This window comes from Pseudomonas sp. LF020 (assembly GCF_053456425.1).
Genome location: NZ_JBRFIX010000019.1, coordinates 24,103 through 45,377, shown reverse-complemented (window position 1 = coordinate 45,377; position 21,275 = coordinate 24,103). Strand labels below are relative to the sequence as shown.

Below are 21,275 nucleotides of genomic sequence, written 5' to 3'. Positions count from 1 at the left end.
GGGCGGCCAGGCAAAGACCCAAAAACAAGTTGATGACGAATACTACCTTTCGAATTACGTCCGTTTCCGAGAGGGTTACAACTTTGCGGACAGTGACGCTATGTACGCAGCGGTTGAGTTGATGTCGTATTCAGAGACGTTTACTGAATACAAAAACTTCCAGATGTCAAAAAAGGGCTATACCGAAACGCTCGGCAACAACCGTCAAATGAAGGTTGAAATTCGGGGTGTGGGCTTCCTGAAGCGCGATGAGGAAGCCGGTACTGGCACAGCCCAGGTTCGGATCATTAAAACGGTTGTCGATCGCAATGGCGTACCTGATCCGTCCGTCAAACCTGCTACTTGGCAAACGACTATCAGCTACGACTACAAAAACCCACCAAAAAAGCGCGAGCAGGACTGGATCAACCCCCGTGGGTTAGGCATCAAGAGCTATTCCAAAGTGCAAGAGGCGGGGACAAACAATGGATAAGCGAATCCTGGCACTACCGCTTGTGTTGATGCTTGCCGGCGTAGGAACCGCACAGGCTGAAGTCATGGGCGACAGTTCAGTCCTCGACCGGCGAGTTCAAACCGCAGTGTATTCCCCGGACAACGTTTACAGAATTCAAGCAGTGATTGGACGATCCACGCTGATTCAGTTTCCGCAGGACGAGACGGTTAACGGTAAGTCGGGATTGATCATCGCCGGTGATCCGGATGCCTGGTCAGTCGGTGTAAACGGATCCGGCAACATGATCGCTATCAAGCCCAAAACAGCTGACGATCCGAACACCAACCTGATCGTCAACACCAGCAAGTACACCTATTTACTGGAGTTGAAGCTGGTGAAATCTGTCACGGAAATGACCTACGCACTGCGCTTCAAGCATCCCGAGGCTCCGAAACCGGTAGCGGTCGCGAAGGTTCCTTTCGACCCTTGCAACGGCCTGCGCAGTGGGCCTTATCAAGTTCGTGGGGACAAATCCCTGGCGCCGCTGGAGATCTGGGATAACGGCACGTTCACTTGCTTCCGTTTCCCTAACAACGTTCCACGTCCGAACGTGTACCAGGTGCTTCCTGACGGAACTGAAACGGTCGCGAATACCCGGCCAGAGGACGACATCCTGGTGGTGCATGGCGTGAGCAAGTTGTTCCGACTGCGCTTGAATGCCCTGGTCATGGAGGCTAGGCCGACCCAGCAACTTAGCACTACCTACAACTACAGCGGGACGACTACAGGGGAAGTGCGGGAGGTGAAACGTGCAGACAAATGACAGCGAGGACACCACCGGCGCCGTGGTTTCTGATCCGCCGGCGGAAATGTCGGCAGAAAAGGCGAGGGGGGCATTCGATATCCGTAGCAAACGGAGCGGCCCGCCTAAAGCAAAATTCTGGGTTTATATCGGGTTGCTGATCTTGGGCCTGGTGGTTGCGGTGTTCGGTATATGGGCTTGGGTTATCAGTGAAATAAAAGGTGGCTCCTCTAAAGTCGATGAAAGCACGGTTATTGCGGACGCCACGTTGACGACCAACACCTCCTCGGATGACTCCATGGCCAAACTCAAGGCTGATAAGTTGAAGGAGATCGAGGAGGAGAACAAACGCAAAGCCGAGGAAGCTAGAAAGCAGGCGGAAAGCAGTAGCGCACCGGCAAAGCAAAATTCCACCACATCAAGCGGTAACAAAACGTCTGCGGCGAACGCGGGAGCTAATGCCGCCCCTCCGGTGGAAACGGCTGCGCAACGGAAGCTGGGCGGGGGAGTAATGTTGCTGGCAACCGTCAACGACGTTTCTGGCTATCAGGCTGGTGCACGTGGTGAATCGAATTCGAGTCGTCCAGCGGTGGGCCAGCCGCCACCCGTCCAAGGTGATGTTCCGGATGCTGGCGAGGGGCTTCTGGGGGCCGGTGGGTCATCGACGCGAGGCAATCTGAATAATCTATCTGGCCCTGATTTCACTCCGACGAAAGCGACGTTGGCCCCTTCCCGAAAGTACCTCCTCGGGAATGGCACGTATGCGCGCTGCGCGCTCTACTCGGAGATCATCACCGAACAACCCGGGCCAGTGGATTGCCGACTTACAGAACCGCTCTACTCGGCTGATGGTTCGACGGTACTGGCCGAAGCGATGGCCCGGCTTCGTGGTGTGCAGACAGTCCAGATGGGTCAAGGACGTGTTCGGGTGTTCACGACCTGGAACGACCTGGAAACAAAATACGGGCGAGCGAGGCTTGACAGTCTTGGCGCTGGCCCAATGGGTGCAAGCGGCACAGAAGCATGGATCGATAACCACCTCAAGGAGCGGTACGGCGGTGCCGTTGTTCTGTCGCTTTTCAAGGACGTGCTGACAGCTGCCACGAACTCGTCGCAGCCGAGCAGTGGAGCCGGCGGTTACACAATCAACAACACTGAGCAGAGTGTCGAGGGCATGGCAGAGAAGTCCCTGGACAACACGATCAACATTGCACCGACAGGGCATTTACTGCCTGGCACGGTGATTACTGTGATCGTGGCCCGCGACGTGGATTTTTCTTCAGTTTTCGAGAATCGTTAAGGAGTCGATATGCAAGACGCAGCAATTGCTGTTGATGAACTGGTTGATTCGACGCTACTGCAGGACTTTCTGACCCAGGCAGGCCTCACCGACCGGATGAACCGGCCTGGCACTACAGAGGTGAAGATAAACCGGCCATTCGAGATCTGGACTGCGAATGATGACTTCCCCAGCGGTCAACGCGAAGAGGTGCCTACGTTGGACTTCGGTATGTGTTGGCGGGTGGCTAACAGTCTCGCTGTGTTCAACAACGTCCAGTTGACGCCCGAGACGCCGATTCACACCCTGAAATTCCCTGATGTTTTCCCTGATGGTGTGCGCGCTCAAGTGGTGATCCCGCCGGCGGTCGAGAAAGGGACAATTTCGATGACCATCCGGATCCCTTCGATAAAACGCTTTTCTTTGGAGGACTACATCCGCTCCGGTCGGTTTGCCGCCACTCAAGCGCTTGCATCATCCGTGCTGGAACTGACGGATTGGCAGCAAGAGATCAAAGCCGCGCATGGCCGGCGCGATTGGGCGCAGTTCTTCCAACTGGCGATCGATCATAAGCAGAACATCATCCTTTTCGGAGGCCCAGGCTCAGGGAAAACGACGCTCGCTAAGGCTTTGGTGGATCTGTTCCCTACGGATCGGCGAATGATCACGATCGAAGCGATCAATGAATTGCTTCTCCCGCGTCACCCGAATCGAGTTCACCTGCTGTACGGGCCTACGGTTACACCAAAGGCGCTGGTGGCAAGCACCATGCGGATGAAGCCTGACCATCTGTTTCTTGCCGAGCTGACGGGCGATGAGGCATGGCACTACATGGAAATCCTCAATACCGGTGTACCTGGCACCGTTACCACAGCTCATGCCAATGACTGTGTGTCGGGAATCGCCCGTGTGTGCGGGTTGGTTAAACAGTCGGAAGTCGGTAAGGGGCTGGATTACAGCTACATCGAGCGCCTGGTGAAAACCTCATTCGACATCATGATTTACATGGAAAAAACGCAAGTTCTTGAAGTGCACTACGAACCTGAGAACAGGTTGCGATTAATGAACGGCCATGCGGCCTAGGAGGCGTTATGTGGTGGAAAATCTCGTTAGTGGTGTTGGTCTTGATGGCGTTGTTCTTTGTGCTTGGCCTATACGTCGGTGGCGCCTTTTTCCTGATGGTTACGGGGCTGCCGATCGGCACGGTTACCTGGCACACGTTGATCGATATGTCATCGATGACGTTGAACGATCGGGGCATGATGTATTTGCCCTGGGCTTGGTGCGTGACGATCGCGCTAACCTTCTTACCGCTCGCGCTGACACTGTTGGCCCTGTTCATGCGTAAACCTGTTTCGAACCTGCACGGCAATGCACGGTTTGCCAACAACGCCGAGCTGCGCATTTTTGAGTACAAGGGGCCGTACCAATGAGCAGCCAAGGTCAAGTAGGAGAGTGTCTGAACTCCACCGTACTTGAGGGCATAGACCTCACACTGGTTGCTGGGCCAGTTCATCGAATCATGAACGAGAAGATGCACGCGGCCATCTTGAAAGCGGTCATGGATGCAGCCAAGAAAATCGGCTGGCAGTTCGCGTACACCAAAGAAGTACATGAGCTTTCGACTTGGCACCGGCTTCATATTGCCGAGGCGATTTGGCCCGCACACAAAGCCTTCATTGAGCCACGGTTCCAGGCGAATAATCCCGAAACCTACGAGCGTTGGGCGAGGGAGGCCATCGAGGATGGCTGGTCGGCCAACTGGCTCGATCAAACGCTTGCGGCCTTGCGCGAGATTGGAATTCGACCTGTGCCGTGCCTGGCTTTGACCGAATAACAGCATCCTCAGTACTCCACTCCCAATTCCATATGTGTGCCGCGCCGGCATAGGCGCAGCGGCCTACGAGCGCATGCCTTTTAGAGAAATCGCTGTGTTCAACGGCTCACTGAAACCATTTTTGGAGGCAGAAATGCTTACCCATGACACCATTCTGGGAAAACTGAGGTGCCGGCAGATGAAATCGGAAGCACAGCAATCACGCGAAGCGGAACTGCTTCTGGCTCGCCAGTTCGGGCACGCCTTTGTCAGAGAGTCAGACTCACAGCGAGTTCGCGCTGACTTCAACAGGGTGTTCAAGCAAGACTCCGAGGCGCTGCAGCAATACGAAATCGGCGTTGTGGAAGAAGATCAGCGGCGCTTGGCCCTGGGCATGACACCTATGCAGTACCACGCTTATTACCTCAACAAACTGAACCCTCAAGCAACAAAACGGAGGTCGCATGGCAGCTTATAGCCCCGAAAACCCTCAGAAACGCATCGAGGAGTATCCGCCGTTGTTGTTCGGGAAACACCCGACGAAGGACACGCTCCTAGCCTCTTACGGTCAGACCTTCATGATGCTCGCGGCGCCGCCCGGCAGCGGCAAGGGTGTTGGGATCGTGATCCCTAACCTGCTCAGCTACCCGGACTCGGTGGTGGTCAATGATCCGAAGTTCGAAAACTACGACACCACAGCAGGGTTTCGTGCGGCTGCGGGGCATCAGGTCAAACGTTTTTCGCCAGAGCGGTTGGAAACGCACCGCTGGAACCCGTTAGCCAGGCTAAGCCGTGATCCTCTGTATCGCCTCGGCGAGATCCGCACCATCGCGAGTGTGTTGTTCGTGTCGGACAACCCCAAGAACCAAGAGTGGTACAACAAAGCCGCGAACGTGTTTTCGGCGATTGTGCTGTACCTGATGGAAACACCGGAGTTGCCCTGCACGTTGCCTCAGGTCTACGAAGTTGCCGCGCTGGGGAGCGCGATGGGTGTTTGGGCACAGCAGGCAATGGAAGAACGCAGCGCCGGCAGCGCACCGCTTTCTGATGAATGCATGCGTGAAATGAACGGCGTTTACGAAGCCTCGAAGAACAAAAGCAGTGGCTGGTCTACCACGGCGGACATTGTTCGGGACACGTTGGCGATGTATGGCGAGAAGACGGTCGCGTGGGCTGTTTCCGCTGATGACATCGACTTTTCCAAGCTGCGCGAGGAAAAAACGAGCATCTATTTCTGTGTCACCGAGCCGTCGCTGGTCAAGTTCGGCCCATTGATGAACCTGTTTTTTACCCAAGCCATTCAGCAAAACTCCAAGATCCTGCCGGAACAGGGCGGGCACTGTGCTGATGGCTCGTTGAGGCTCAAGCACCAGGTGCTTTTCCTGATCGATGAGATCGCGATCATGGGCCGCATGAAGGTTATGGAAACCGCGCCGGCACTGACACGCGGTGCAGGGCTGCGCTACCTGATCATCTTCCAAGGCAAGGATCAGATGCGCGCAGAGCGTACCTACGGTGAGCAGGCCGGTAACGGGATCATGAAGGCGTTTCACATCGAGGTTGTGTACGGAACCGGCGATATCACACTGGCCGAGGAGTACAGCCGGCGTCTGGGTAACAAAACGGTTCTGGTCAAAAACCTGTCTGTGAACAGTGGTGGTGAGAAACGCACCAAAACGGACAGTTACACCGAGCAGCCCCGGGCGTTGATGCTGCCTCAGGAAATCAACGAACTGCCGTACGGCGAGGAGGTGGTTTTCGTCCAGGGCACCAAGACGACACCGCCTATGAACATCCGCGCGCGGAAAATCTTCTGGTACGAAGAGGAAGTGTTCAAGGAGCGGGCATTTATGAAAACGCCGGCGTTGCCGATCGGCGATGCCTCGAAAATCGACTCTTTGACTGTGCCAGTCCGTACCGCCGAGCCAAAGGTCGCCGTAGCCGCTCCGCATGACCAGCAGTTGCGCGACGCCCAGCAAAAGCGCCTCACCCCGTAACGCCTCCTGCAGCACACCAGCGCCGATCGGCGTGAACCAAGGGAATCAGACATGAAATACACCGTTGATGCGGCGACGTTTTCGCGTGCCCGCAAATACACCGTTGCCTGCTTGTTGGCAGTGGCTGTCCTCGTACCTACACCAGTTTTCGCGAAAGACCCCTGCAAGAGCGCGCTCTGTATGTGGGGACTGTACAGCGGCAAGAAGCAACCCGGATGCGATGAAGCGATCCAGGAGCATTTCGACATTGTTGTTTACAAGAAGAAAAAACGGATCGACTGGAACTCAACCGCCAAACAGCGGCTGAGCTTCACCAACAGTTGTCCCGGATCTGACAAAGGCCACAACAAGCTGATCAACGACAAATACGGCAAGTCGAGCGGCTGAAAAATCACCTGAGAGGACACTGTTATGCGAGTTTTCATTGCGGAAAAACCACAGCTCGGCAAGGTGATCGCCGAAGCCCTGGGCAACGGTCGCAGCCGAGGCGGCTTTATCGAGTGCGGGCCAGACATCGTGACCTGGTGCGTCGGCCACTTGTTGGCATTGGCTGGCCCGGAGGTACACAACCCAGCCTATGCGAAGTGGAACGCGGAAGATCTGCCGCTGAAGCTGCGACCGGAAAAATACCTGCCGATCCCGGCCACGCAAGACCAGCTCAAGATTGTGGGTGAGCTGATCGGCAAGGCTACAGAAATCGTACACGCCGGCGATCCTGACGATGAGGGGCAACTACTGGTGGACGAGGTGTTGCTGTATTACGGCAACCGTAGTCCGGTCAAGCGAGTGCTGATCAACGACCTGAACGCCAACGCTGCGCGCAAAGCGCTGGAAAATCTCAGGGACAACACTGAGTTTTATGGTTTGTCCCAAAAAGCCCTGGGCCGCAGCATTGGCGACCAGCTTTACGGCTTCAACATGACCCGGGCTTACACCTTGGCAGCACGGGCAAAGGGCATCAAAGGGGTGCTGTCGGTGGGCCGTGTACAGACAGTAATTCTCGGTTTGATCGTCAACCGTTACCTCGCGAACAGGAGCCACGCTGCAGCATATTTTCATAGCGTGACTTCGACGCTCGCCTTTGCCGCAAGTCGGATCGGAGCGCGCCTGGTCGTGCCGGCGGACGCTCCAGTAGATGACAAAGGGCGGATCATCGAGGAGCAGTACGCCGAGAGCCTGGCTGCACGCTGCCGCAATGCTGCAGTAGTAGTGAAACTGGCGGACGTGACCGAAAAGCCGACCGCTGCGCCTCTACCGTTTTCCTTGTTGGCTCTGCAGGTACAAATCAGCCGTGAGCATGGGATCGACGCCGAAAAAACCCTCGCGATTACTCAGGCGCTGCGCGAGAAATACAAAGCCATTACCTACAACCGATCCGACTGCAGTTATCTGACTGACGAGCAGTTCGAGGAAGCGCCGGCGACTCTTGCCGCATTGGCCCGGTTGCTACCGGATCTGGGCTACGTGTTTGCTGATGTCGAGTCCGGGCGCAAAAGTCGGGCGTTCAACAACAGCAAGGTTTCGGCGCACACCGGGATCATTCCAACGGCAGCGAACTTCGACGTCGCCCAGCTCACCGCTGACGAGCTGAAGGTTTATCTGGCGATCGTGAAGCGGTACCTGGCTCAGTTCATGCCCGAAAAACGCCATCTGGCCGCCGAGGTTCGTTTTGACGTTGCCGGCAATGAGTTTGTCGCCAGATCCACCAAAGTAACCGTACCTGGCTGGACGATTGCGATCTCGGCTGAGGTGAACGAAGAGGAGGATGGCGAAGACGGCGCGCAGGACGAAAGCCCATTCGAGTTACTGGCAGCGCTCGCGATCGGAACAAGTGGTTTGTGCGAGGCCGTCACAGTCACCAAAGAAAAAACACGGCCACTGCCGCTCTATACCGAGCCTACGTTGCTCGAGGATCTGCAGCGAGTCGCCAAGTACGTCAAAGATCCTCGTATCAAACAACTGCTCCTCGATCGCGACCAGGGCAAGGCCGCCGGCGAAAAGGGTGGGATCGGGACGCCGGCAACCCGGGGCGCCATGCTCGCCAAGCTGCAGGATCGCAAGTTCTACACCGTCGAAAAGAAAAAGCTCGTTCCCACGCCGCTGGGATTGGAGTTCATCGCGGCACTTCCGGAAATCGCGACAACTCCTGACATGACGGCGCTCTGGCATGAACAACAGCAAAGGATTGAGAGCGGTGAACTGACGGTTAACGAGTTCCTGGACGAACTGGAGGTGTTCATCGCCGACCAGATCCGCAACGTGGACGTGGGCAACATTCAGCAGCAAGCCGCCTTCCAGATCGACGCCAAGTGCCCTATGGATGGCGGGGAACTCAAGGTGACCCAGCGGGTGATTGGGTGCCTCAGCTGCACCTTCAAGCTCTGGCCTGAGATCAGCAGCAAAACACTCACCTCGGCCCAGCTCCAAGCCCTGCTTACGAAGGGGAAAACGGGCGTTATCAAGGGATTCAAGAGTGGTGCCGGTAAGTCCTTCGATGCGGCGCTGAAGCTCGATGGCGAAGGCAAAGTGAAGATGGTTTTTAACCGTTAATTTCCGAATGACAAAGGGGTAACAACATGGCTCGTGGAGTAAACAAAGTGATCCTGGTCGGCACCTGTGGGCAAGATCCAGAGGTTCGCTACCTGCCCAACGGCAACGCAGTAACTAACCTCAGTCTGGCGACCAGTGAGCAGTGGACAGACAAACAGACTGGACAAAAGGTTGAGAAAACCGAATGGCACCGGGTATCGATGTTCGGCAAGGTCGCGGAAATCGCCGGCGAATACCTGCGCAAAGGCTCTCAGGTCTACATCGAAGGCAAGTTGCAAACCCGCGAGTGGGAAAAGGACGGAATCAAGCGCTACACGACTGAAATTGTCGTGGATATGCAAGGCACGATGCAGTTGCTCGGTACGCGGCCGCAGGGCGATCAGCAGGCCCGTCCTAGCTCGGCCCCGCGATCGCAACAGCAAACTCCTACCCCGCAACAAGCGGCACCACAGCCGGCTCCAGACTTCGATAGCTTCGACGACGACGTGCCGTTCTAGCGCCCCCTGAGCCGCCCCGTCAGGTGCCGCGCTCCCGGCTCGTCGGAACAGCTCCATCGTTCCGGCGAACGGAAGCACGGGCGAAGCGAACACTTGACGGCACACGGACAAAACAAGGCTCACCTCGGGAGTGTGGGGGTTGCTTTTCCCCCACGCTCCTGAGGTCAACGCGGCCGTTGCCAGAGGACGAGGGCGGAGCCCTTGGTGTTTTCCACTGTTCACACATTAATAAACTTTGATAACGCGCATTTATTAACTGCGCGAAAGGCTTTGTTTTTTTAATTACAGGAATCTAGAAATGAAAGTAGCAGTAATGAATTACACCGGTACTGTCGGCAAAACAACTATCGCTGTTCATATGTTGTCGCCACGTATGAACGGCGCACCTATTTACGCGATTGAATCGATCAATGAATCCGCAGAAGGATTGGGGCTTGATGTAGAGAAAATGCGCGGTAATAAATTCCGTGAATTGCTTAAACGAATCGTCATGGAAGACAATGCAATTATTGATGTCGGCGCATCTAACGTTGAAGACTTTATGGTCAATCTTGAAGGATTTGAAGAGGCTCATGAAGAGATCGATTTTTACATTATTCCGGTAACCAGCGGGACTAAAGAACAGAAGGAAACTGTCGCGATGGTTAAAAGCCTTGCGGCAATCGGTGTGCCGCCAGAGAAAATTCGAGTTATTTTCAATCGTGTTGAACGTGATGTGGTTTCTGAGTTTTCTATCATCGTCAACTATCACAAAATTGCGCAGAACTTTACTTTGAATACGGAATGCGCCGTTTATGAAACTGAGTTGTTTGATGCGTTGTCATTGAAAGGCTTGTCGCTCAATAGTCTGATGGCCGACGAGACAGATTACAAAGAGCTTCTAAAAGACAAAGAGGCAGACCCGAAAGAACGCGCTCGCTGGTCTGATATGTATGGTCTGAAGTTACTTTGCAAGGGTGTTAATCGTAAGTTGGATGCTGCCTACGATTTGTTGTTTGCTTGAGGTGAGCATATGAGCGATCAAGATGATGTGCCGAGAACAGCCCGGGACGCTCTACTGATAGAACTGTTAAGTGATGTTGGCCGGGTTCATGACGCTATCAAAGAAATCCCGGATATCTTTAAACTTTCCATGTCGGACTCTTTGGAGATCATTGCACAAGCAGTTGGTGACGCGGAGTCAACGGCAAAACACTTGCAAGATGCGACAAATGAGTCAATTAAAGCAACCGCAACGCGTGTTGCCTTCGAGGCCGGTTCAGAACTTTCGAATTCTATACAGCAAAGTCTGGAACGCACATTCGAGCCGGCTCTAAATAGAGCGTCCTCAAAAATTGACGACTTGCAACGCCGTGTCGAAAAATTGTCAGGAAATACCCGGGACGTTCATGCTACGCGGTTTAACTATATTTTGTTGATAGGGTTCGTCTCAACCTTGTTGTTGGCGTTGGCGGCTATGTCCAGGCTGGCAATTGTCTCTCAGGAAAGTAACGAGACCAACAAATGGTTTTACAATGAGTACAAGGCTCAACGTAGCATTATCGAATCTCTACCGCCGGACTTAAAAAGGAAGTTTGATAAATATTAGCCCGCTCGATTCGATGAATAAAGACTGGGGACGGTTTAGCCTTCCGCTAAAGCCGCCCAGTCTTCTTGTTCATTACGGAGGTTTCGCAATTCGGTTGGAGTAACCGGTTTCCGTTCCTTTTGTGTCACTTTTTCTATAGGTTGAGAGGTCGGAACATCTTTACCAACTTCGTCAAGTTTGGTTGGCTTTCCCGTCTTCTTCATTCTCGCTCGGTACATCATCGACGCGAAGAGTCCTGCGGTTACGGTTCTTCCTGATTCCTTACTTACAACTGCGCTGATGAAACCATTGCTGTATCCGAAGGCTCGCAACTGTTCCAGTTCGACCAGGTGATTTGCTACGGCTTTCTGCATGCTGATCGATGCTTTCATCGCTTCGATGAAGGGCACCAGGCTTCGAAGGGCTTTTTCATCGTTCACTTGTCTATTTGGCATCTATGTCTTGCTCATGTTCTGTCTATGGAATGTCGTGAACTGTCTATGAACTGATGAGCTTTGTCTAGTCAGTGCCTACGTTCTGCTTATGGTTTGGATATGCCCCCAATGGCAGGGGCGAAAAACAGGCACGTTACCGATTGTTTACAAAAGAGCTTCGCCTTTTGAAAACAATCGTCCGTGCCAAAGGGGAAACCCCTTTGAAACCCCGCACAGCGGGGGCCTGCCGGCCCTTGATGTTGTCGGTTGTTGATGGTTGGTTAGGAGGTGATGGCATGGCGAAAGACAAAACCCGCGTCGTGTCCTTCCGGGTCTCCGAGGAGGTCTTCGCGGAATACGAGAGGAAGCTAAAAGATTCAGGCGTGAAAAAATCGCAGTTCCTCCGCGAAGTTTTATTCAACTCGAACGCAACCTTTCAGGCGCCATCTAGAGACTATGAGCGCCTGTTGTTTCTGTATAACAAGTCGAGCAATAACTTAAACCAATTGGCTTATAAGGTTAACAGCGCGTATCGTAAGTCTGGAATCATATCCGAATCATTATATATCAGGGCGATCAACGAGTTGGTTTTAATTCGTGAGTTGCTTAGTGCCGGGGTTAATCATGCTGATTAGACCCGGCGGCTATAACACTGGTGCCCAAGAGTATCTCGAAAAAGGTGCTAAAGCAGGGCGTGAATATTCGCGGGATGAACTGGACGAGCGCGTAATTATCGACGGCGATTTGGATCTGACTCGAATGATATACGAGAGTATTCCGGATCGAGGCCAAGATCGTTATTTAACCTTCACGATGGGTTTTCGTGAGGACAATGTTTCTGATGAAACATTGCAAGCAGTTACGTTGGAGTTTAAGCAGTTCCTGATGTATGCGTATAAAGACGAAGAATTTAATTTCTACGCCGAAGCTCATCTTCCAAAAATAAAGCAGGTGACCGACAAGAAGACAGGAGCAATGATCGAGCGAAAACCACATATTCATGTGATTATCCCTCGTAAAAACCTACTGAGTGGCAACGAAGCAAATCCGGTTGGTGTTTATTTACACCACGAAAAATACTTCGAGGCTTTTCAGGAGTATTTGAATCAGAAGTATGACTTGGCTTCACCACGCGAACATATACGATTCGACCCACAGGACGCAGCCAGTGTTTTATCGCGTTACAAGGGCGACGACTTTTACGGAAAAAATCGTGAGTTTAAGCAAGACCTGGTGAAACAGGTGATCGAGCAAAACGTTACCACGCGACAGGATTTTTACTCTTTGGTTGAAACGCATGGTGAAACTCGAATCCGAAACGCCGGTAAGCCCACTGAGTACATCGCTGTTAAGTTGCCGGGGGATGCGAAGTACACAAATCTCAAGGACACGATATTTCAAGATGACTTCATTGTCAGGCGTGAGCTTAGTAGACCGCCTTTGGAGAAGCATCTAATACAGGAGCGGTTAGCGGATTGGCCTACACGTGCGCGAGAAATTAAATACGTGCACAAGGCTTCACCAAAGTTTAGGGAGCGCTACAAAGAGGCGTCAGTTCAAGAAAAAGCAAAACTGCTAGTTCGTTGTGAACAAGCATTCTATGAGAAATATGGAGAGCCAAAAAATGTCGAACATCGAACCCTTGGGCGGTCGGGTGGTCGTCAGCGAAGTTCTGCTGAAGCTGACGCCGAAAGATCTGGATCAACTACCGATGGCTTGCAAGACCTGTCCTTCAGCGATGTGGCAGATCACGGGCAAGCCCGACCAACCGGACAAGTTGACGGTGCGCAACTATTGCCAGGCAATGCATACGTTCACCTGGGACAGCAAAACCCGGGAGGAGATTCTGGACTGCGACCGTCTGTACGAGAAGGAGGAAGAGGAGGAGCCGAAGGACGACGACGACCAGGACATCCCGCCGTTTCTGAGACAGAAACGTCAGGAGCAGGAGCAGGAGCAAGCCCAGCCCGTGCGGGATCCGGCAGAAAGCGATCCCGATCAACTCGTGGACGAGCTGGTGACGTAGCACCTCCGTTTGTTCGCAACCTCAACAAGGTGCGCAGCATCAACGACATCGAGGACTACGGACGTCGTTTGTTCGACCCTTTGAAGCGATCGGGCGATGACGAGCTCGTCATCCATATCGATGCGGGTTTATTGCCTGTGAAGCCTCGGCCTGAAGCTAAACCCGCCACGGCTAAGCGGCGTAAACCCAGGGCGCCGCGAGGGGGGAAAGGGAAAGACCAGGTTCTACCGCCGCATGCTCGAAACCCGCACAAAGTCGCATCGGTTGCTGATATTGAATCCCGCAGTCGGAGGCTTTTTGAACCGTTGAAGAAGTCTGTTGGGGCGGAGCTGCTTTTCAAGTTGGCAACTCGAAAACAGATTGTTCTAAATCGAAGTGCATCCACAGTAGCGGCTTACTTCAGCCGACAAGTTGTACAGAACACCTTATTGCCGGCGCAACGCCGTGCTATGCAAAGAGTTGACCGACGTTTCTTCGAAATAAGACGGTCAGTGTTTTCAGATGACCGTTTAACCCGACTAGATAAAAAACAACTGGTTTCAATCCTGACGTTTGAAAGATTGAAAGCGCGTGAGGCAATAAAAACCCCTGATTTACACCATGAGGCTACTTATATGGGAAGTGCAGAAATTCGCGGTCTTGTTAAAGAAACAACGGAAGAAGAAAAAAATCCGTCGTACTCGATCAGCGGCCCTGGTGCAGCTGGGCCGACGCCGGTACGCAGTCGCGTCAAAGGAATTCTTCGACGGATTGCGCTGCAGGTTGACCCGAAGCTCACCAAGGAGCGCGAGGCAGAACTGAGCGCGAAGGATATCTACACCCGCAAAGCGAAGTTCAGCCAGAACGTGCATTACATCGACAAGAACACGGATCGCACGCTGTTTGTCGACACTGGTACGTCTATTGCGTTGCGCCGTACAGGTATCACTGAAGCCGGCGTGTCTGTTGCGCTCGGGCTTGCCCGGGAACGCTTTGGCAGCACGTTGACGATCAACGGCACCGCCGAATTTAAGCGCCTGGTTATCGAAGCCGCAGCCAAGGGCAAAATGGACGTTCACTTCACTGACAAGGCCATGAACGACAGCCTGAAGGCCCGCCGTGCAGAGCTGGATATCGAAAGCGAAGGTCAAGTGATCGAGAAACCCGGGGCTGAAGCTGCACCTGCAGCAGCGGCCACGCCTGCAGCGCCTGAAACAGTGGCGCCGGCGGCACAGGGTGCATCGAACGTCATTCTTCCGGACGACAACGCGCCGAGCTTCATCATCGATCGCGAGACTGAGTATCGGAAAAGCTGGGGTAACGGGGAGCTGTCGGAGGATGACATTCGTTCCTCGCCATCGATGATGGAACTCCGGGGCATCGATCACGCTACTTGGCTCGTTGCCGCGAACGATTTCAGCCCCGCCGCCGAAAAGCTCATGACGTCTTTCATGGAAGATCCGTTCTACCGTGAGGCGTTCAAATCGACCATGGAAGAGATCTACGAAACTGTAGAAGCATCTCCCGAAGCAGTGACGGCATTGGATCCGGCAATGTCCTTTGCCGCCAAGATGGTCAATCAGATCGAGCGGAATTTGAGAAAGACTGCAGATCTGCCACTTCATCAAGTTGGCGACACCCCTGCATCGAGGGCCAACGCCGAGGCCCAACAAGCACGCTATCTCGCGGACGGCAAAGGTATCACCGGCGAGATCGAACTGGCGTACGCCCTGGGCGTGACTGCCGCCGACATAGCGGCACAGTTGGGCGACAAGCTGACCGGTATTGCTGCCGGCGATCGAGCCGGCTTCCTGGAGCGCGTAGCGGACACACTCGGTATTCCGTCCCGTGCACCTGATGCGGACAAAACGGTGTTCGCTGCGTGGCAGCAAGAACACGCTGCCCGGGCTTCTTCAGCACCTGCAGCACCTTCGGCTCAACCGCCTGTTGACTTGAAAACTGCGCGTGCGGCGGTGACGTCTGCCGATCGCAAATTGATTCGTGGCGTCTTGCTGGAACACGGCCCGGCGCGCTACCAGAACAAGCCTGGCAACGACACCAGCTACTTCGTCAAGCTCAAAACCGATGCCGGCGAGCGGACTTTGTGGGGCGTAGGCCTACAGGACGTGATGGAGAGCGATCAGTTCAATATCGGCGAGGCAATGACACTGCGTGACCTTGGGACTCGCCCTGTGACCGTTGAACAGATCGATGAAAACGGGAACGTCCAGAAGATCACCGCGAACCGCCGGCAGTGGCATGGCGAGTCGGAGACAACGGCACAGGACATCAACAGTCCGGCACCTGCCGGCGTTGAAGTGCCAATCACCGACACCTCTACTCCGGATCCGGAAGAGGAACATGGCCCCGAAATGAATTAACCAGGTGCTGCCCTCCTCCCCCTCCGTGGGGAGGAGATTTCGCGAAGCGAACCGGAGAAAAACATGAGATCAGAGGACAAGATCGTTCAGCAGCGGCTGATCGATATGGGCTACAGCGCTCAGCAGGTTGAATGCCGAGGGAGCATGTTCGGGGTACTTGAGCAGCTTTTGGCTGATCCACCTGCAGGCCAGAAAAGCAGCATCGAAGATCTGGTCGATTCACTACGTGATCTTCTGAGCCAGGCTGACCGACTCGATAGCCGCGATCGCCTTGCTTTAGCCAGACAGGTGCACAAGACCATCAAAGGGTGCCCGGAGCCAGGTTGCGGCCGGAAGCCTGACGTCGATAATTACGACAGCGACGGCCAGTCGCTGATCGTGTGTATGGCCCATGACGACGGTGTGGTTGTTTGTGAAGGCTCCACGCTGATCGAGGCAATCACCAACTGGAACAGTGACGATTGGGTACCAGGTGAGGCGCTTCCTCGATCGGATTTCCCGTTCTAGCCTATCTTCATGAAATACCGGTTTCCTGCATAAAACGCCGCTTTTACCCCCCTCAAAACTTGCTTCACGGTGCATGAATTTGCTTTTTCATGCAGCCGCGCTTAGTCTTGCTTCGTTATTACCACAACGATTCGAGGGGCGTGATGGCCGTGGATCTCTCAGCGATGCGCAAATTGTTCAAGGATGGGGGCCTTAAGTCCGCCATCGTAACCCCTGCTCCTATGCAAAGCGGCTGGGAGCTTATCGTTGTGCATACAGACGGAACACTGGATTACATGACGGTTGCCCGATCGGATCGACGCAAAATCTACAAGAGCCTTGAGTCGGTGCATGCGGATGCAAAACGTGTGGGGTTTGTTGAAGTGACAACCCAAGTGGAGGCAATGCAGGTGGCGTAACGGAATCGTAGAAACCAAAAAGCCCGGCTGGTAACCGGGCTTTTTGGAAAATCAGAACAGGTCTTTCTCTTTCGACGGTGAAAACCTGCTCTACACATCAATTGGTGAGCCGATTATGGCGCGCACTGCGGCTTCGTGCAAGTCGCAGAATGTCAACGTAATCAGCTTTCCGCCGTAAGGCGTTGAAAATGGAATTGACTTCAAAAGCTATAGGCACGTCCGGTCAGGACGGTAGAGAACGCCGAAATAGCACGTCTGTAGACAGTTTGTACTCACCTTCCGGGAGATTTTTCGAGGACAACACCGCCCTAAGCCGCGTGTTGCAAGAAGCTCCCTACCTCGCCCGTTGCAGTGACGACAAAACCGCTACGCGGATCCGTCCTCGCGAATACGCCATCCGCTACCCCTACATGCAGATCAACCGCCCGGGAATGGTGTCATGGTTGATATTCGACCTCGATCACACCAACTCGCTGATCTGGAGTGATGAGGATTTGCCGGCACCGAACCTGGTTGTTCGCAATCGGGCAAACGGCCATTCCCACCTCTACTACGCGATCCCTTCTGTTTGCACTACAGAGAATGCGCGGGCTAAGCCGATCCAGTACATGAAGGCCGTCTATGCGGCCTTCGCGGCTCGCCTGAACGCAGATAAGGAATACAACAGCGGCCCTGTGGCAAAAACGCCTGGTCATCCTTGGTGGTCGACCACCGAACTACACAACCACGTCTACGAACTCGGCGAACTGGCGGATTACGTTGATCTTGCAGTCTCTCCCTGGGGAAAAGGCCCGCAGATCGATGACCTGGGCCACTCTCGTCACTGCATCCTTTTCGAACAACTGCGGTTCTTCGCCTACAGCATCGTCAACCGGGAACGCGATCGCGGGACATTCACCGCATTCACTCGCGCTCTGGAAGCCTTCGCGCACAACCACAACAACTTCGAGAACCACGGATTCTCCGAGAATCTGCCGCTTTCTTCGCTCAAGGCCACGGTGAAATCGGTTGCCCGGTGGACGTGGGATCGCTACAGCGGTGACAGCAGGTGCCACCGAGGCGCGATGCAGCTGGACAAGGATTTGCCACTGGTGGAACGGCAGAGCCTAGCCGCCAAGCGTACCCATGAGATCCGACACAAGGCGACGGAATCCAAAATCCGAGCCGCATGCCGGCAACTGCAGGCACGTGGCGAGAAACTTCGGCAAGCGGCGATCGCAGCGATCGCAGGAGTTACCCGGCAAACCGTAGCGACGTATGCGCACGTGCTTAAAGAAGTCGTGCGACCGGCAGTCGTAGCGGTGCTTAACGTCCCTCAAACGCCCGATCGAGCGCCAATCGCCGGCGCGATCGGCCCCTGTCCGGAGGCGTCCGCCGGCGCTGCTGTCGATGTTAATAATGGTGTACATCAGGTACCTGCGGCACCGCGGCGTCCTGAGGAAGATGAAAACTCTTCATAGTGTCCGGGGAGTGGTAGTTCCACCGCCCTCCTCCACACCACCGCAGCACCTGTAAAACCAGCGTTAAAGCTCGAATGACATTCAAATGTGCTGGGGAATGGGACTGCGTGGCACTCAGATTTCAATGTGCTGCGTGTTCTTGATCCTGCACCGACCTACAACGATCGGAGATAAAAGCCTGATGACCGATTCGACCAATGAAAGCCGCTACCCATTGCTCCTGACAGAACAGCAGCTGGCCGACCTCATGATGTTGTTGGATGCTGCATCGGCGAATGAGCCGGATCCGGAGGCGCCAATATTTGAGCTGTTGAACCAGGTGCGGGCAGTTCGCCGCCAAGCAGCGACAGCTAACCGGTAGAATCAACTTTTGAATTCGTCTAAAGGAATGCCCAATGCGTTGTGATATTCATCTGCTGGACAGTGAAGACAAGCCGTGGTTCGTCGGTGAGCGAGAGCTTCCGAGCGAATATATGCTGAAGCTAGCGGCCGATCGCTTGCCAATGCTCAGAGAAAAAGGAGCGGAATTCGCCCAAGGCGCCATCCCTGTTTTTGGTGCAGAACTGGTTAAGGTCGTGAAGGCTGGTTCTAGTGAAGATGACATCGACAAGGCAGTGATTCAGCTCGCATTGGCTGCTGTAACCGTGGAGAGCTTTTTGGGAGTGAACGACGCTGTTCTACTGAAGCGTAATTTCAGCTTTTCCGTTTACGAGAACGGTGCCGTCAAAATCGACCACACGGATACTTAATCCGATCGCAAGATCCGAGCATGTCGCTCGAACGCTACCGCGAACTCTGTACTGGGATGTACGAGCTGCACAACGAAGCCGCCTAGAAATCAGACAGCCCCGATTCGTCGGGGCTTCAAGGAAAAATCGCGCTACGCGAGTCCTGGGAAATGTGAGGCTGCGACGAGCGTGCAGACAAGTAGGAAAAAGACATGAAGATCCTGATGATTCTCGCGGTACTGATGGTGATTGCAGGTGTTGTTTTGGGTGATTCGATCTTGGGTGTGCTGGGTGCTGTCTCGCTGGCCTGCGCCGGTGTTGATGCGCTGGCCCGCAATCAACCAGTTCGCCAATCTGTTCAAGCATAGGAAATGCGACATGTCCGTCTATTACAGGTTCTACATCAAAACCTTGTCACCTAAGCGCGTGGAAGACTTGATTGTCACCACTCTTGGAGGTGATGGGTGGCTCCAGAGCTACCGTGGCGGGTACTTGCAGCCGGTAAAGGTCACCGTGCAGCAAGGTGACACTGAAAAGGTGTATCCAGAACGTGATAACCACGGCGGCACGATCACGTCAGAATCTGACACTGGCTGGTTTTGGCTGGACTCCATGATTAGTTTCAACACTCCTGAAGCAGCAGAGGTTGCCAGGGCGTTATTGGCCGAAACCCAGTTCAGATACCCGCTGGTAGAGCTGATCGCAGTTGACACTGATGCCAGCGATCAAAAGTCGGATTGTGCTTTTGTTGTGCGTGACGCAAGCGAGCTGTGTGATCAACAAGAGTCTTAGGAAAGCGCGGCGGATCTGCCGACCAGGTACACCCCAAGCCCCGCCTTCAAACGTGGGGCCAGGCCTGTAGAAACACTTTTCCGTAGGCAAAAAAAAACCGCCCCAGCCGAAGCTGGAGGCGGTCTTCCCATCAGTTCAATCCTTACAACAGATCGTCCCAATGGTCTCGCATGAATTCAATAACGCTGTACAAGCGCATCGAATTCACAACGAGGCTCCACGTACGTTTAAGAAACTTAGACATACTTTGGCCCTCCTTGCGTGGGGCCAAACCTCGGTGTGTTTCCCGGCATACACACACCTGAGAATTACACGTCAATGCATTCGCTGAGGCGGCCGGGGTTAACCCCCCAAAGACAACACCGGCGCGGTCCTACCCGCGTCAGAGGGCAAAAAATCGTTACGTTGCCCAGCCAAACCCCGCTCAGAATCAACATAGGAGCGGTGCCATAGTAGCGTATTTTCTCACCGGTGCAGCTACCAGAATGGATCGAATCGTTTTTTGGCCGGGTCGTTGCGAATGATGGTTTTTATCAAACTTTTACGCCGCTTTAGCGAATCGGCTGTACCCACCCAGCCATACACGCCTTAAAACGCTTTTTAGTGGCATTACAAGCTGAATAACGACGTTTCTTGCCGCTTGTGGTCGTTGACATAGTTGTCATCCGTGTCAACCGGCAGTAAGATGAACCCACGTCAATGCATCCGCTGAGGGTGTGCAGGTAACGGCCTAACCGAAACCTGCAACAAAAACCGCTTCCTAAAAGCGGTTTTTTTTTGCCTGTCGTTTGTGTTGGCAGCGCTCGACACTGCCGGCGCAGAAGCAGTAATCAATGTCCGGAGTCGGCAACCCCCGCGAGTCATTCGCTATCTGCCTTCTGGCGTATTCGGATGATGGTCTGTCGTGAGGTCGCGTAATTACGGGCGATCTCAGCGACAGCCGTACCTGCAGCAAGAAGCTCGCGAACTTCGCTTTTCTGCTTGGCGGAAAGCGCTTCCCTCCTCCCCAGCTTCGTGCCTTTCGCAACTGTCCGAGCTAATCCCGCGTTTGTTCGTTCGATCATCTGGTCACGTTCGAACTCGGCGAAGGCTGCAATCACTCCCATGGTCAGCTTGCCGGTAGAACTGTTCAGATCCATTCCGCCCAGGGCGAGGCAGTAAACTCTCACGCCCTCTTTCGCCAGGCGTTCGACAGTGGAACGGATATCCATTGCGTTCCGGCCCAGTCGATCCAGTTTTGTGACGATCAGGATGTCGTCTTGCTCCAGGCGATCGATCAGCTTGGAAAACCCTGGGCGAGCTGCTGCAGCAACACCACCGCTGATTTGTTCGACGACGATTCGGCGCGGCTGAACAGCGAAGCCGGCGGCCTCGATCTCCAGCAGTTGGTTATCGGTGGTCTGTTCGTCTTTGCTTACCCGGGCGTACACGAAGGTGCGCGACATGTATTTCGTCCTTTTACTGTCCGTAATGGGTATGGTCGAATCGTACACTGTCCGTTATTCACAAAGGCCCACTTTCGGACAGGTGTTTTCCGGGTGTCGGTTAAGGATCGATTTCGGACAGGATAAAAAGGCTCTTTGAGCCTATTTAGTGCTTTCTTATTAGGCTCTTTGAGCCTATAATTGT

At 54.1% G+C, this 21,275-nt stretch carries 25 protein-coding genes; 23 read left to right on the top strand and 2 right to left on the bottom strand.

All coding sequences use genetic code 11. The annotated features are described in order from the left end of the window. The 13 genes from ACU680_RS27110 to ACU680_RS27050 all read left to right on the top strand — a co-directional run. Positions 1-472, top strand: a 472-nt coding sequence (locus tag ACU680_RS27110) for a VirB8 family type IV secretion system protein (protein ID WP_448181050.1), incomplete at its 5' end; no start/stop codon positions are given. Then, complete coding sequence (locus ACU680_RS27105; RefSeq protein ID WP_448181049.1) at positions 465-1,256, top strand: TrbG/VirB9 family P-type conjugative transfer protein; 792 nt, start codon at positions 465-467, stop codon at positions 1,254-1,256. The genes ACU680_RS27110 and ACU680_RS27105, both read left to right, overlap by 8 nt. Beyond that, positions 1,243-2,535, top strand: coding sequence for a TrbI/VirB10 family protein (locus ACU680_RS27100; RefSeq protein ID WP_448181048.1), 1,293 nt, complete (start codon positions 1,243-1,245; stop codon positions 2,533-2,535). Before ACU680_RS27105 ends, ACU680_RS27100 begins: the two co-directional genes overlap by 14 nt. 9 nt (positions 2,536-2,544) lie before the next feature. Continuing rightward, positions 2,545-3,597, top strand: coding sequence for a P-type DNA transfer ATPase VirB11 (gene virB11 / locus ACU680_RS27095; RefSeq protein ID WP_448181047.1), 1,053 nt, complete (start codon positions 2,545-2,547; stop codon positions 3,595-3,597). A gap of 8 nt (positions 3,598-3,605) precedes the next feature. Next, positions 3,606-3,947: a hypothetical protein gene (locus ACU680_RS27090; protein ID WP_448181046.1), complete on the top strand. Its 342-nt coding sequence runs from the start codon at positions 3,606-3,608 to the stop codon at positions 3,945-3,947. Continuing rightward, complete coding sequence (locus ACU680_RS27085) at positions 3,944-4,351, top strand: hypothetical protein (protein ID WP_448181045.1); 408 nt, start codon at positions 3,944-3,946, stop codon at positions 4,349-4,351. Before ACU680_RS27090 ends, ACU680_RS27085 begins: the two co-directional genes overlap by 4 nt. 133 nt (positions 4,352-4,484) lie before the next feature. Beyond that, on the top strand, positions 4,485-4,808 hold the full coding sequence (locus ACU680_RS27080; protein ID WP_448181044.1) for a hypothetical protein: 324 nt from the start codon (positions 4,485-4,487) through the stop codon (positions 4,806-4,808). Further along, on the top strand, positions 4,795-6,327 hold the full coding sequence (locus tag ACU680_RS27075) for a type IV secretory system conjugative DNA transfer family protein (RefSeq protein ID WP_375122192.1): 1,533 nt from the start codon (positions 4,795-4,797) through the stop codon (positions 6,325-6,327). Before ACU680_RS27080 ends, ACU680_RS27075 begins: the two co-directional genes overlap by 14 nt. A 51-nt stretch (positions 6,328-6,378) precedes the next feature. Continuing rightward, positions 6,379-6,714, top strand: coding sequence for a TrbM/KikA/MpfK family conjugal transfer protein (locus ACU680_RS27070; RefSeq protein ID WP_375122191.1), 336 nt, complete (start codon positions 6,379-6,381; stop codon positions 6,712-6,714). A gap of 24 nt (positions 6,715-6,738) precedes the next feature. Then, on the top strand, positions 6,739-8,877 hold the full coding sequence (locus ACU680_RS27065; protein WP_448181043.1) for a type IA DNA topoisomerase: 2,139 nt from the start codon (positions 6,739-6,741) through the stop codon (positions 8,875-8,877). A gap of 26 nt (positions 8,878-8,903) precedes the next feature. Beyond that, positions 8,904-9,374, top strand: a complete 471-nt coding sequence (locus ACU680_RS27060; RefSeq protein ID WP_448181042.1) for a single-stranded DNA-binding protein — start codon at positions 8,904-8,906, stop codon at positions 9,372-9,374. Positions 9,375-9,672: 298 nt separating this feature from the next. Further along, on the top strand, positions 9,673-10,377 hold the full coding sequence (gene stbB, locus ACU680_RS27055) for a StbB family protein (protein WP_448181041.1): 705 nt from the start codon (positions 9,673-9,675) through the stop codon (positions 10,375-10,377). 9 nt (positions 10,378-10,386) lie between these two features. Then, a complete protein-coding gene (locus ACU680_RS27050; RefSeq protein WP_448181040.1) occupies positions 10,387-10,962 on the top strand; it encodes a hypothetical protein in 576 nt (191 codons plus the stop codon). A 35-nt stretch (positions 10,963-10,997) separates the two neighbouring features. On the opposite strand, the gene ACU680_RS27045 is transcribed toward ACU680_RS27050, so the two are convergent. After that, on the bottom strand, positions 10,998-11,396 hold the full coding sequence (locus ACU680_RS27045) for a hypothetical protein (RefSeq protein ID WP_448181039.1): 399 nt from the start codon (positions 11,394-11,396) through the stop codon (positions 10,998-11,000). Between the two features lie 164 nt (positions 11,397-11,560). Here ACU680_RS27045 and ACU680_RS27040 point away from each other — a divergent pair, with 164 nt between their 5' ends. From ACU680_RS27040 to ACU680_RS26995, 10 genes are all read left to right on the top strand, one after another. Beyond that, positions 11,561-12,010 (top strand): plasmid mobilization protein, encoded by a 450-nt coding sequence (locus tag ACU680_RS27040; protein WP_448181038.1) that lies wholly within the window; start codon positions 11,561-11,563, stop codon positions 12,008-12,010. Positions 12,011-12,999: 989 nt separating this feature from the next. Next, positions 13,000-13,401, top strand: a complete 402-nt coding sequence (locus ACU680_RS27035) for a relaxosome component, NikC family protein (protein ID WP_448181037.1) — start codon at positions 13,000-13,002, stop codon at positions 13,399-13,401. Positions 13,402-13,850: 449 nt separating this feature from the next. After that, positions 13,851-15,761 (top strand): LPD7 domain-containing protein, encoded by a 1,911-nt coding sequence (locus ACU680_RS27030; RefSeq protein ID WP_448181052.1) that lies wholly within the window; start codon positions 13,851-13,853, stop codon positions 15,759-15,761. A 63-nt stretch (positions 15,762-15,824) separates the two neighbouring features. Then, entirely contained in the window at positions 15,825-16,268 is a 444-nt protein-coding gene (locus tag ACU680_RS27025; RefSeq protein WP_448181036.1) for a hypothetical protein, read from the top strand. 89 nt (positions 16,269-16,357) lie between these two features. Next, the gene (locus tag ACU680_RS27020; RefSeq protein ID WP_448181035.1) at positions 16,358-16,666 is read left to right on the top strand and encodes a plasmid replication protein RepB; all 309 of its coding nucleotides are present in this window, start codon (positions 16,358-16,360) and stop codon (positions 16,664-16,666) included. A gap of 188 nt (positions 16,667-16,854) precedes the next feature. After that, a complete protein-coding gene (locus tag ACU680_RS27015; RefSeq protein ID WP_448181034.1) occupies positions 16,855-18,126 on the top strand; it encodes a replication initiation protein in 1,272 nt (423 codons plus the stop codon). A 181-nt stretch (positions 18,127-18,307) separates the two neighbouring features. Next, entirely contained in the window at positions 18,308-18,487 is a 180-nt protein-coding gene (locus tag ACU680_RS27010; protein ID WP_448181033.1) for a hypothetical protein, read from the top strand. Positions 18,488-18,521: 34 nt separating this feature from the next. After that, entirely contained in the window at positions 18,522-18,875 is a 354-nt protein-coding gene (locus ACU680_RS27005) for a hypothetical protein (RefSeq protein WP_448181032.1), read from the top strand. 191 nt (positions 18,876-19,066) lie between these two features. After that, positions 19,067-19,222 carry a hypothetical protein gene (locus ACU680_RS27000; protein ID WP_448181031.1) on the top strand — a complete coding sequence of 52 codons (156 nt, stop codon included), beginning with the start codon at positions 19,067-19,069 and terminating at the stop codon, positions 19,220-19,222. A gap of 10 nt (positions 19,223-19,232) precedes the next feature. Then, positions 19,233-19,646 (top strand): hypothetical protein, encoded by a 414-nt coding sequence (locus tag ACU680_RS26995; protein WP_448181030.1) that lies wholly within the window; start codon positions 19,233-19,235, stop codon positions 19,644-19,646. An 860-nt stretch (positions 19,647-20,506) separates the two neighbouring features. Here ACU680_RS26995 and ACU680_RS26990 read toward each other — a convergent pair. Next, complete coding sequence (locus tag ACU680_RS26990; RefSeq protein ID WP_448181029.1) at positions 20,507-21,091, bottom strand: recombinase family protein; 585 nt, start codon at positions 21,089-21,091, stop codon at positions 20,507-20,509. Positions 21,092-21,275: the final 184 nt, after the last annotated feature.

What these genes read in the sequence shown, in the direction of transcription:
- ACU680_RS27105 (WP_448181049.1), top strand. Translation starts at nt 465, where the DNA reads ATGGATAAGCGAATCCTGGCACTACCGCTTGTGTTGATGCTTGCCGGC.
- virB11 (WP_448181047.1), top strand. Translation starts at nt 2,545, where the DNA reads ATGCAAGACGCAGCAATTGCTGTTGATGAACTGGTTGATTCGACGCTA.
- ACU680_RS27090 (WP_448181046.1), top strand. Translation starts at nt 3,606, where the DNA reads ATGTGGTGGAAAATCTCGTTAGTGGTGTTGGTCTTGATGGCGTTGTTC.
- ACU680_RS27085 (WP_448181045.1), top strand. Translation starts at nt 3,944, where the DNA reads ATGAGCAGCCAAGGTCAAGTAGGAGAGTGTCTGAACTCCACCGTACTT.
- ACU680_RS27080 (WP_448181044.1), top strand. Translation starts at nt 4,485, where the DNA reads ATGCTTACCCATGACACCATTCTGGGAAAACTGAGGTGCCGGCAGATG.
- ACU680_RS27075 (WP_375122192.1), top strand. Translation starts at nt 4,795, where the DNA reads ATGGCAGCTTATAGCCCCGAAAACCCTCAGAAACGCATCGAGGAGTAT.
- ACU680_RS27070 (WP_375122191.1), top strand. Translation starts at nt 6,379, where the DNA reads ATGAAATACACCGTTGATGCGGCGACGTTTTCGCGTGCCCGCAAATAC.
- ACU680_RS27065 (WP_448181043.1), top strand. Translation starts at nt 6,739, where the DNA reads ATGCGAGTTTTCATTGCGGAAAAACCACAGCTCGGCAAGGTGATCGCC.
- ACU680_RS27060 (WP_448181042.1), top strand. Translation starts at nt 8,904, where the DNA reads ATGGCTCGTGGAGTAAACAAAGTGATCCTGGTCGGCACCTGTGGGCAA.
- stbB (WP_448181041.1), top strand. Translation starts at nt 9,673, where the DNA reads ATGAAAGTAGCAGTAATGAATTACACCGGTACTGTCGGCAAAACAACT.
- ACU680_RS27050 (WP_448181040.1), top strand. Translation starts at nt 10,387, where the DNA reads ATGAGCGATCAAGATGATGTGCCGAGAACAGCCCGGGACGCTCTACTG.
- ACU680_RS27045 (WP_448181039.1), bottom strand. Translation starts at nt 11,396, where the DNA reads ATGCCAAATAGACAAGTGAACGATGAAAAAGCCCTTCGAAGCCTGGTG.
- ACU680_RS27035 (WP_448181037.1), top strand. Translation starts at nt 13,000, where the DNA reads ATGTCGAACATCGAACCCTTGGGCGGTCGGGTGGTCGTCAGCGAAGTT.
- ACU680_RS27030 (WP_448181052.1), top strand. Translation starts at nt 13,851, where the DNA reads ATGCAAAGAGTTGACCGACGTTTCTTCGAAATAAGACGGTCAGTGTTT.
- ACU680_RS27025 (WP_448181036.1), top strand. Translation starts at nt 15,825, where the DNA reads ATGAGATCAGAGGACAAGATCGTTCAGCAGCGGCTGATCGATATGGGC.
- ACU680_RS27020 (WP_448181035.1), top strand. Translation starts at nt 16,358, where the DNA reads ATGCAGCCGCGCTTAGTCTTGCTTCGTTATTACCACAACGATTCGAGG.
- ACU680_RS27015 (WP_448181034.1), top strand. Translation starts at nt 16,855, where the DNA reads ATGGAATTGACTTCAAAAGCTATAGGCACGTCCGGTCAGGACGGTAGA.
- ACU680_RS27010 (WP_448181033.1), top strand. Translation starts at nt 18,308, where the DNA reads ATGACCGATTCGACCAATGAAAGCCGCTACCCATTGCTCCTGACAGAA.
- ACU680_RS27005 (WP_448181032.1), top strand. Translation starts at nt 18,522, where the DNA reads ATGCGTTGTGATATTCATCTGCTGGACAGTGAAGACAAGCCGTGGTTC.
- ACU680_RS27000 (WP_448181031.1), top strand. Translation starts at nt 19,067, where the DNA reads ATGAAGATCCTGATGATTCTCGCGGTACTGATGGTGATTGCAGGTGTT.
- ACU680_RS26995 (WP_448181030.1), top strand. Translation starts at nt 19,233, where the DNA reads ATGTCCGTCTATTACAGGTTCTACATCAAAACCTTGTCACCTAAGCGC.
- ACU680_RS26990 (WP_448181029.1), bottom strand. Translation starts at nt 21,091, where the DNA reads ATGTCGCGCACCTTCGTGTACGCCCGGGTAAGCAAAGACGAACAGACC.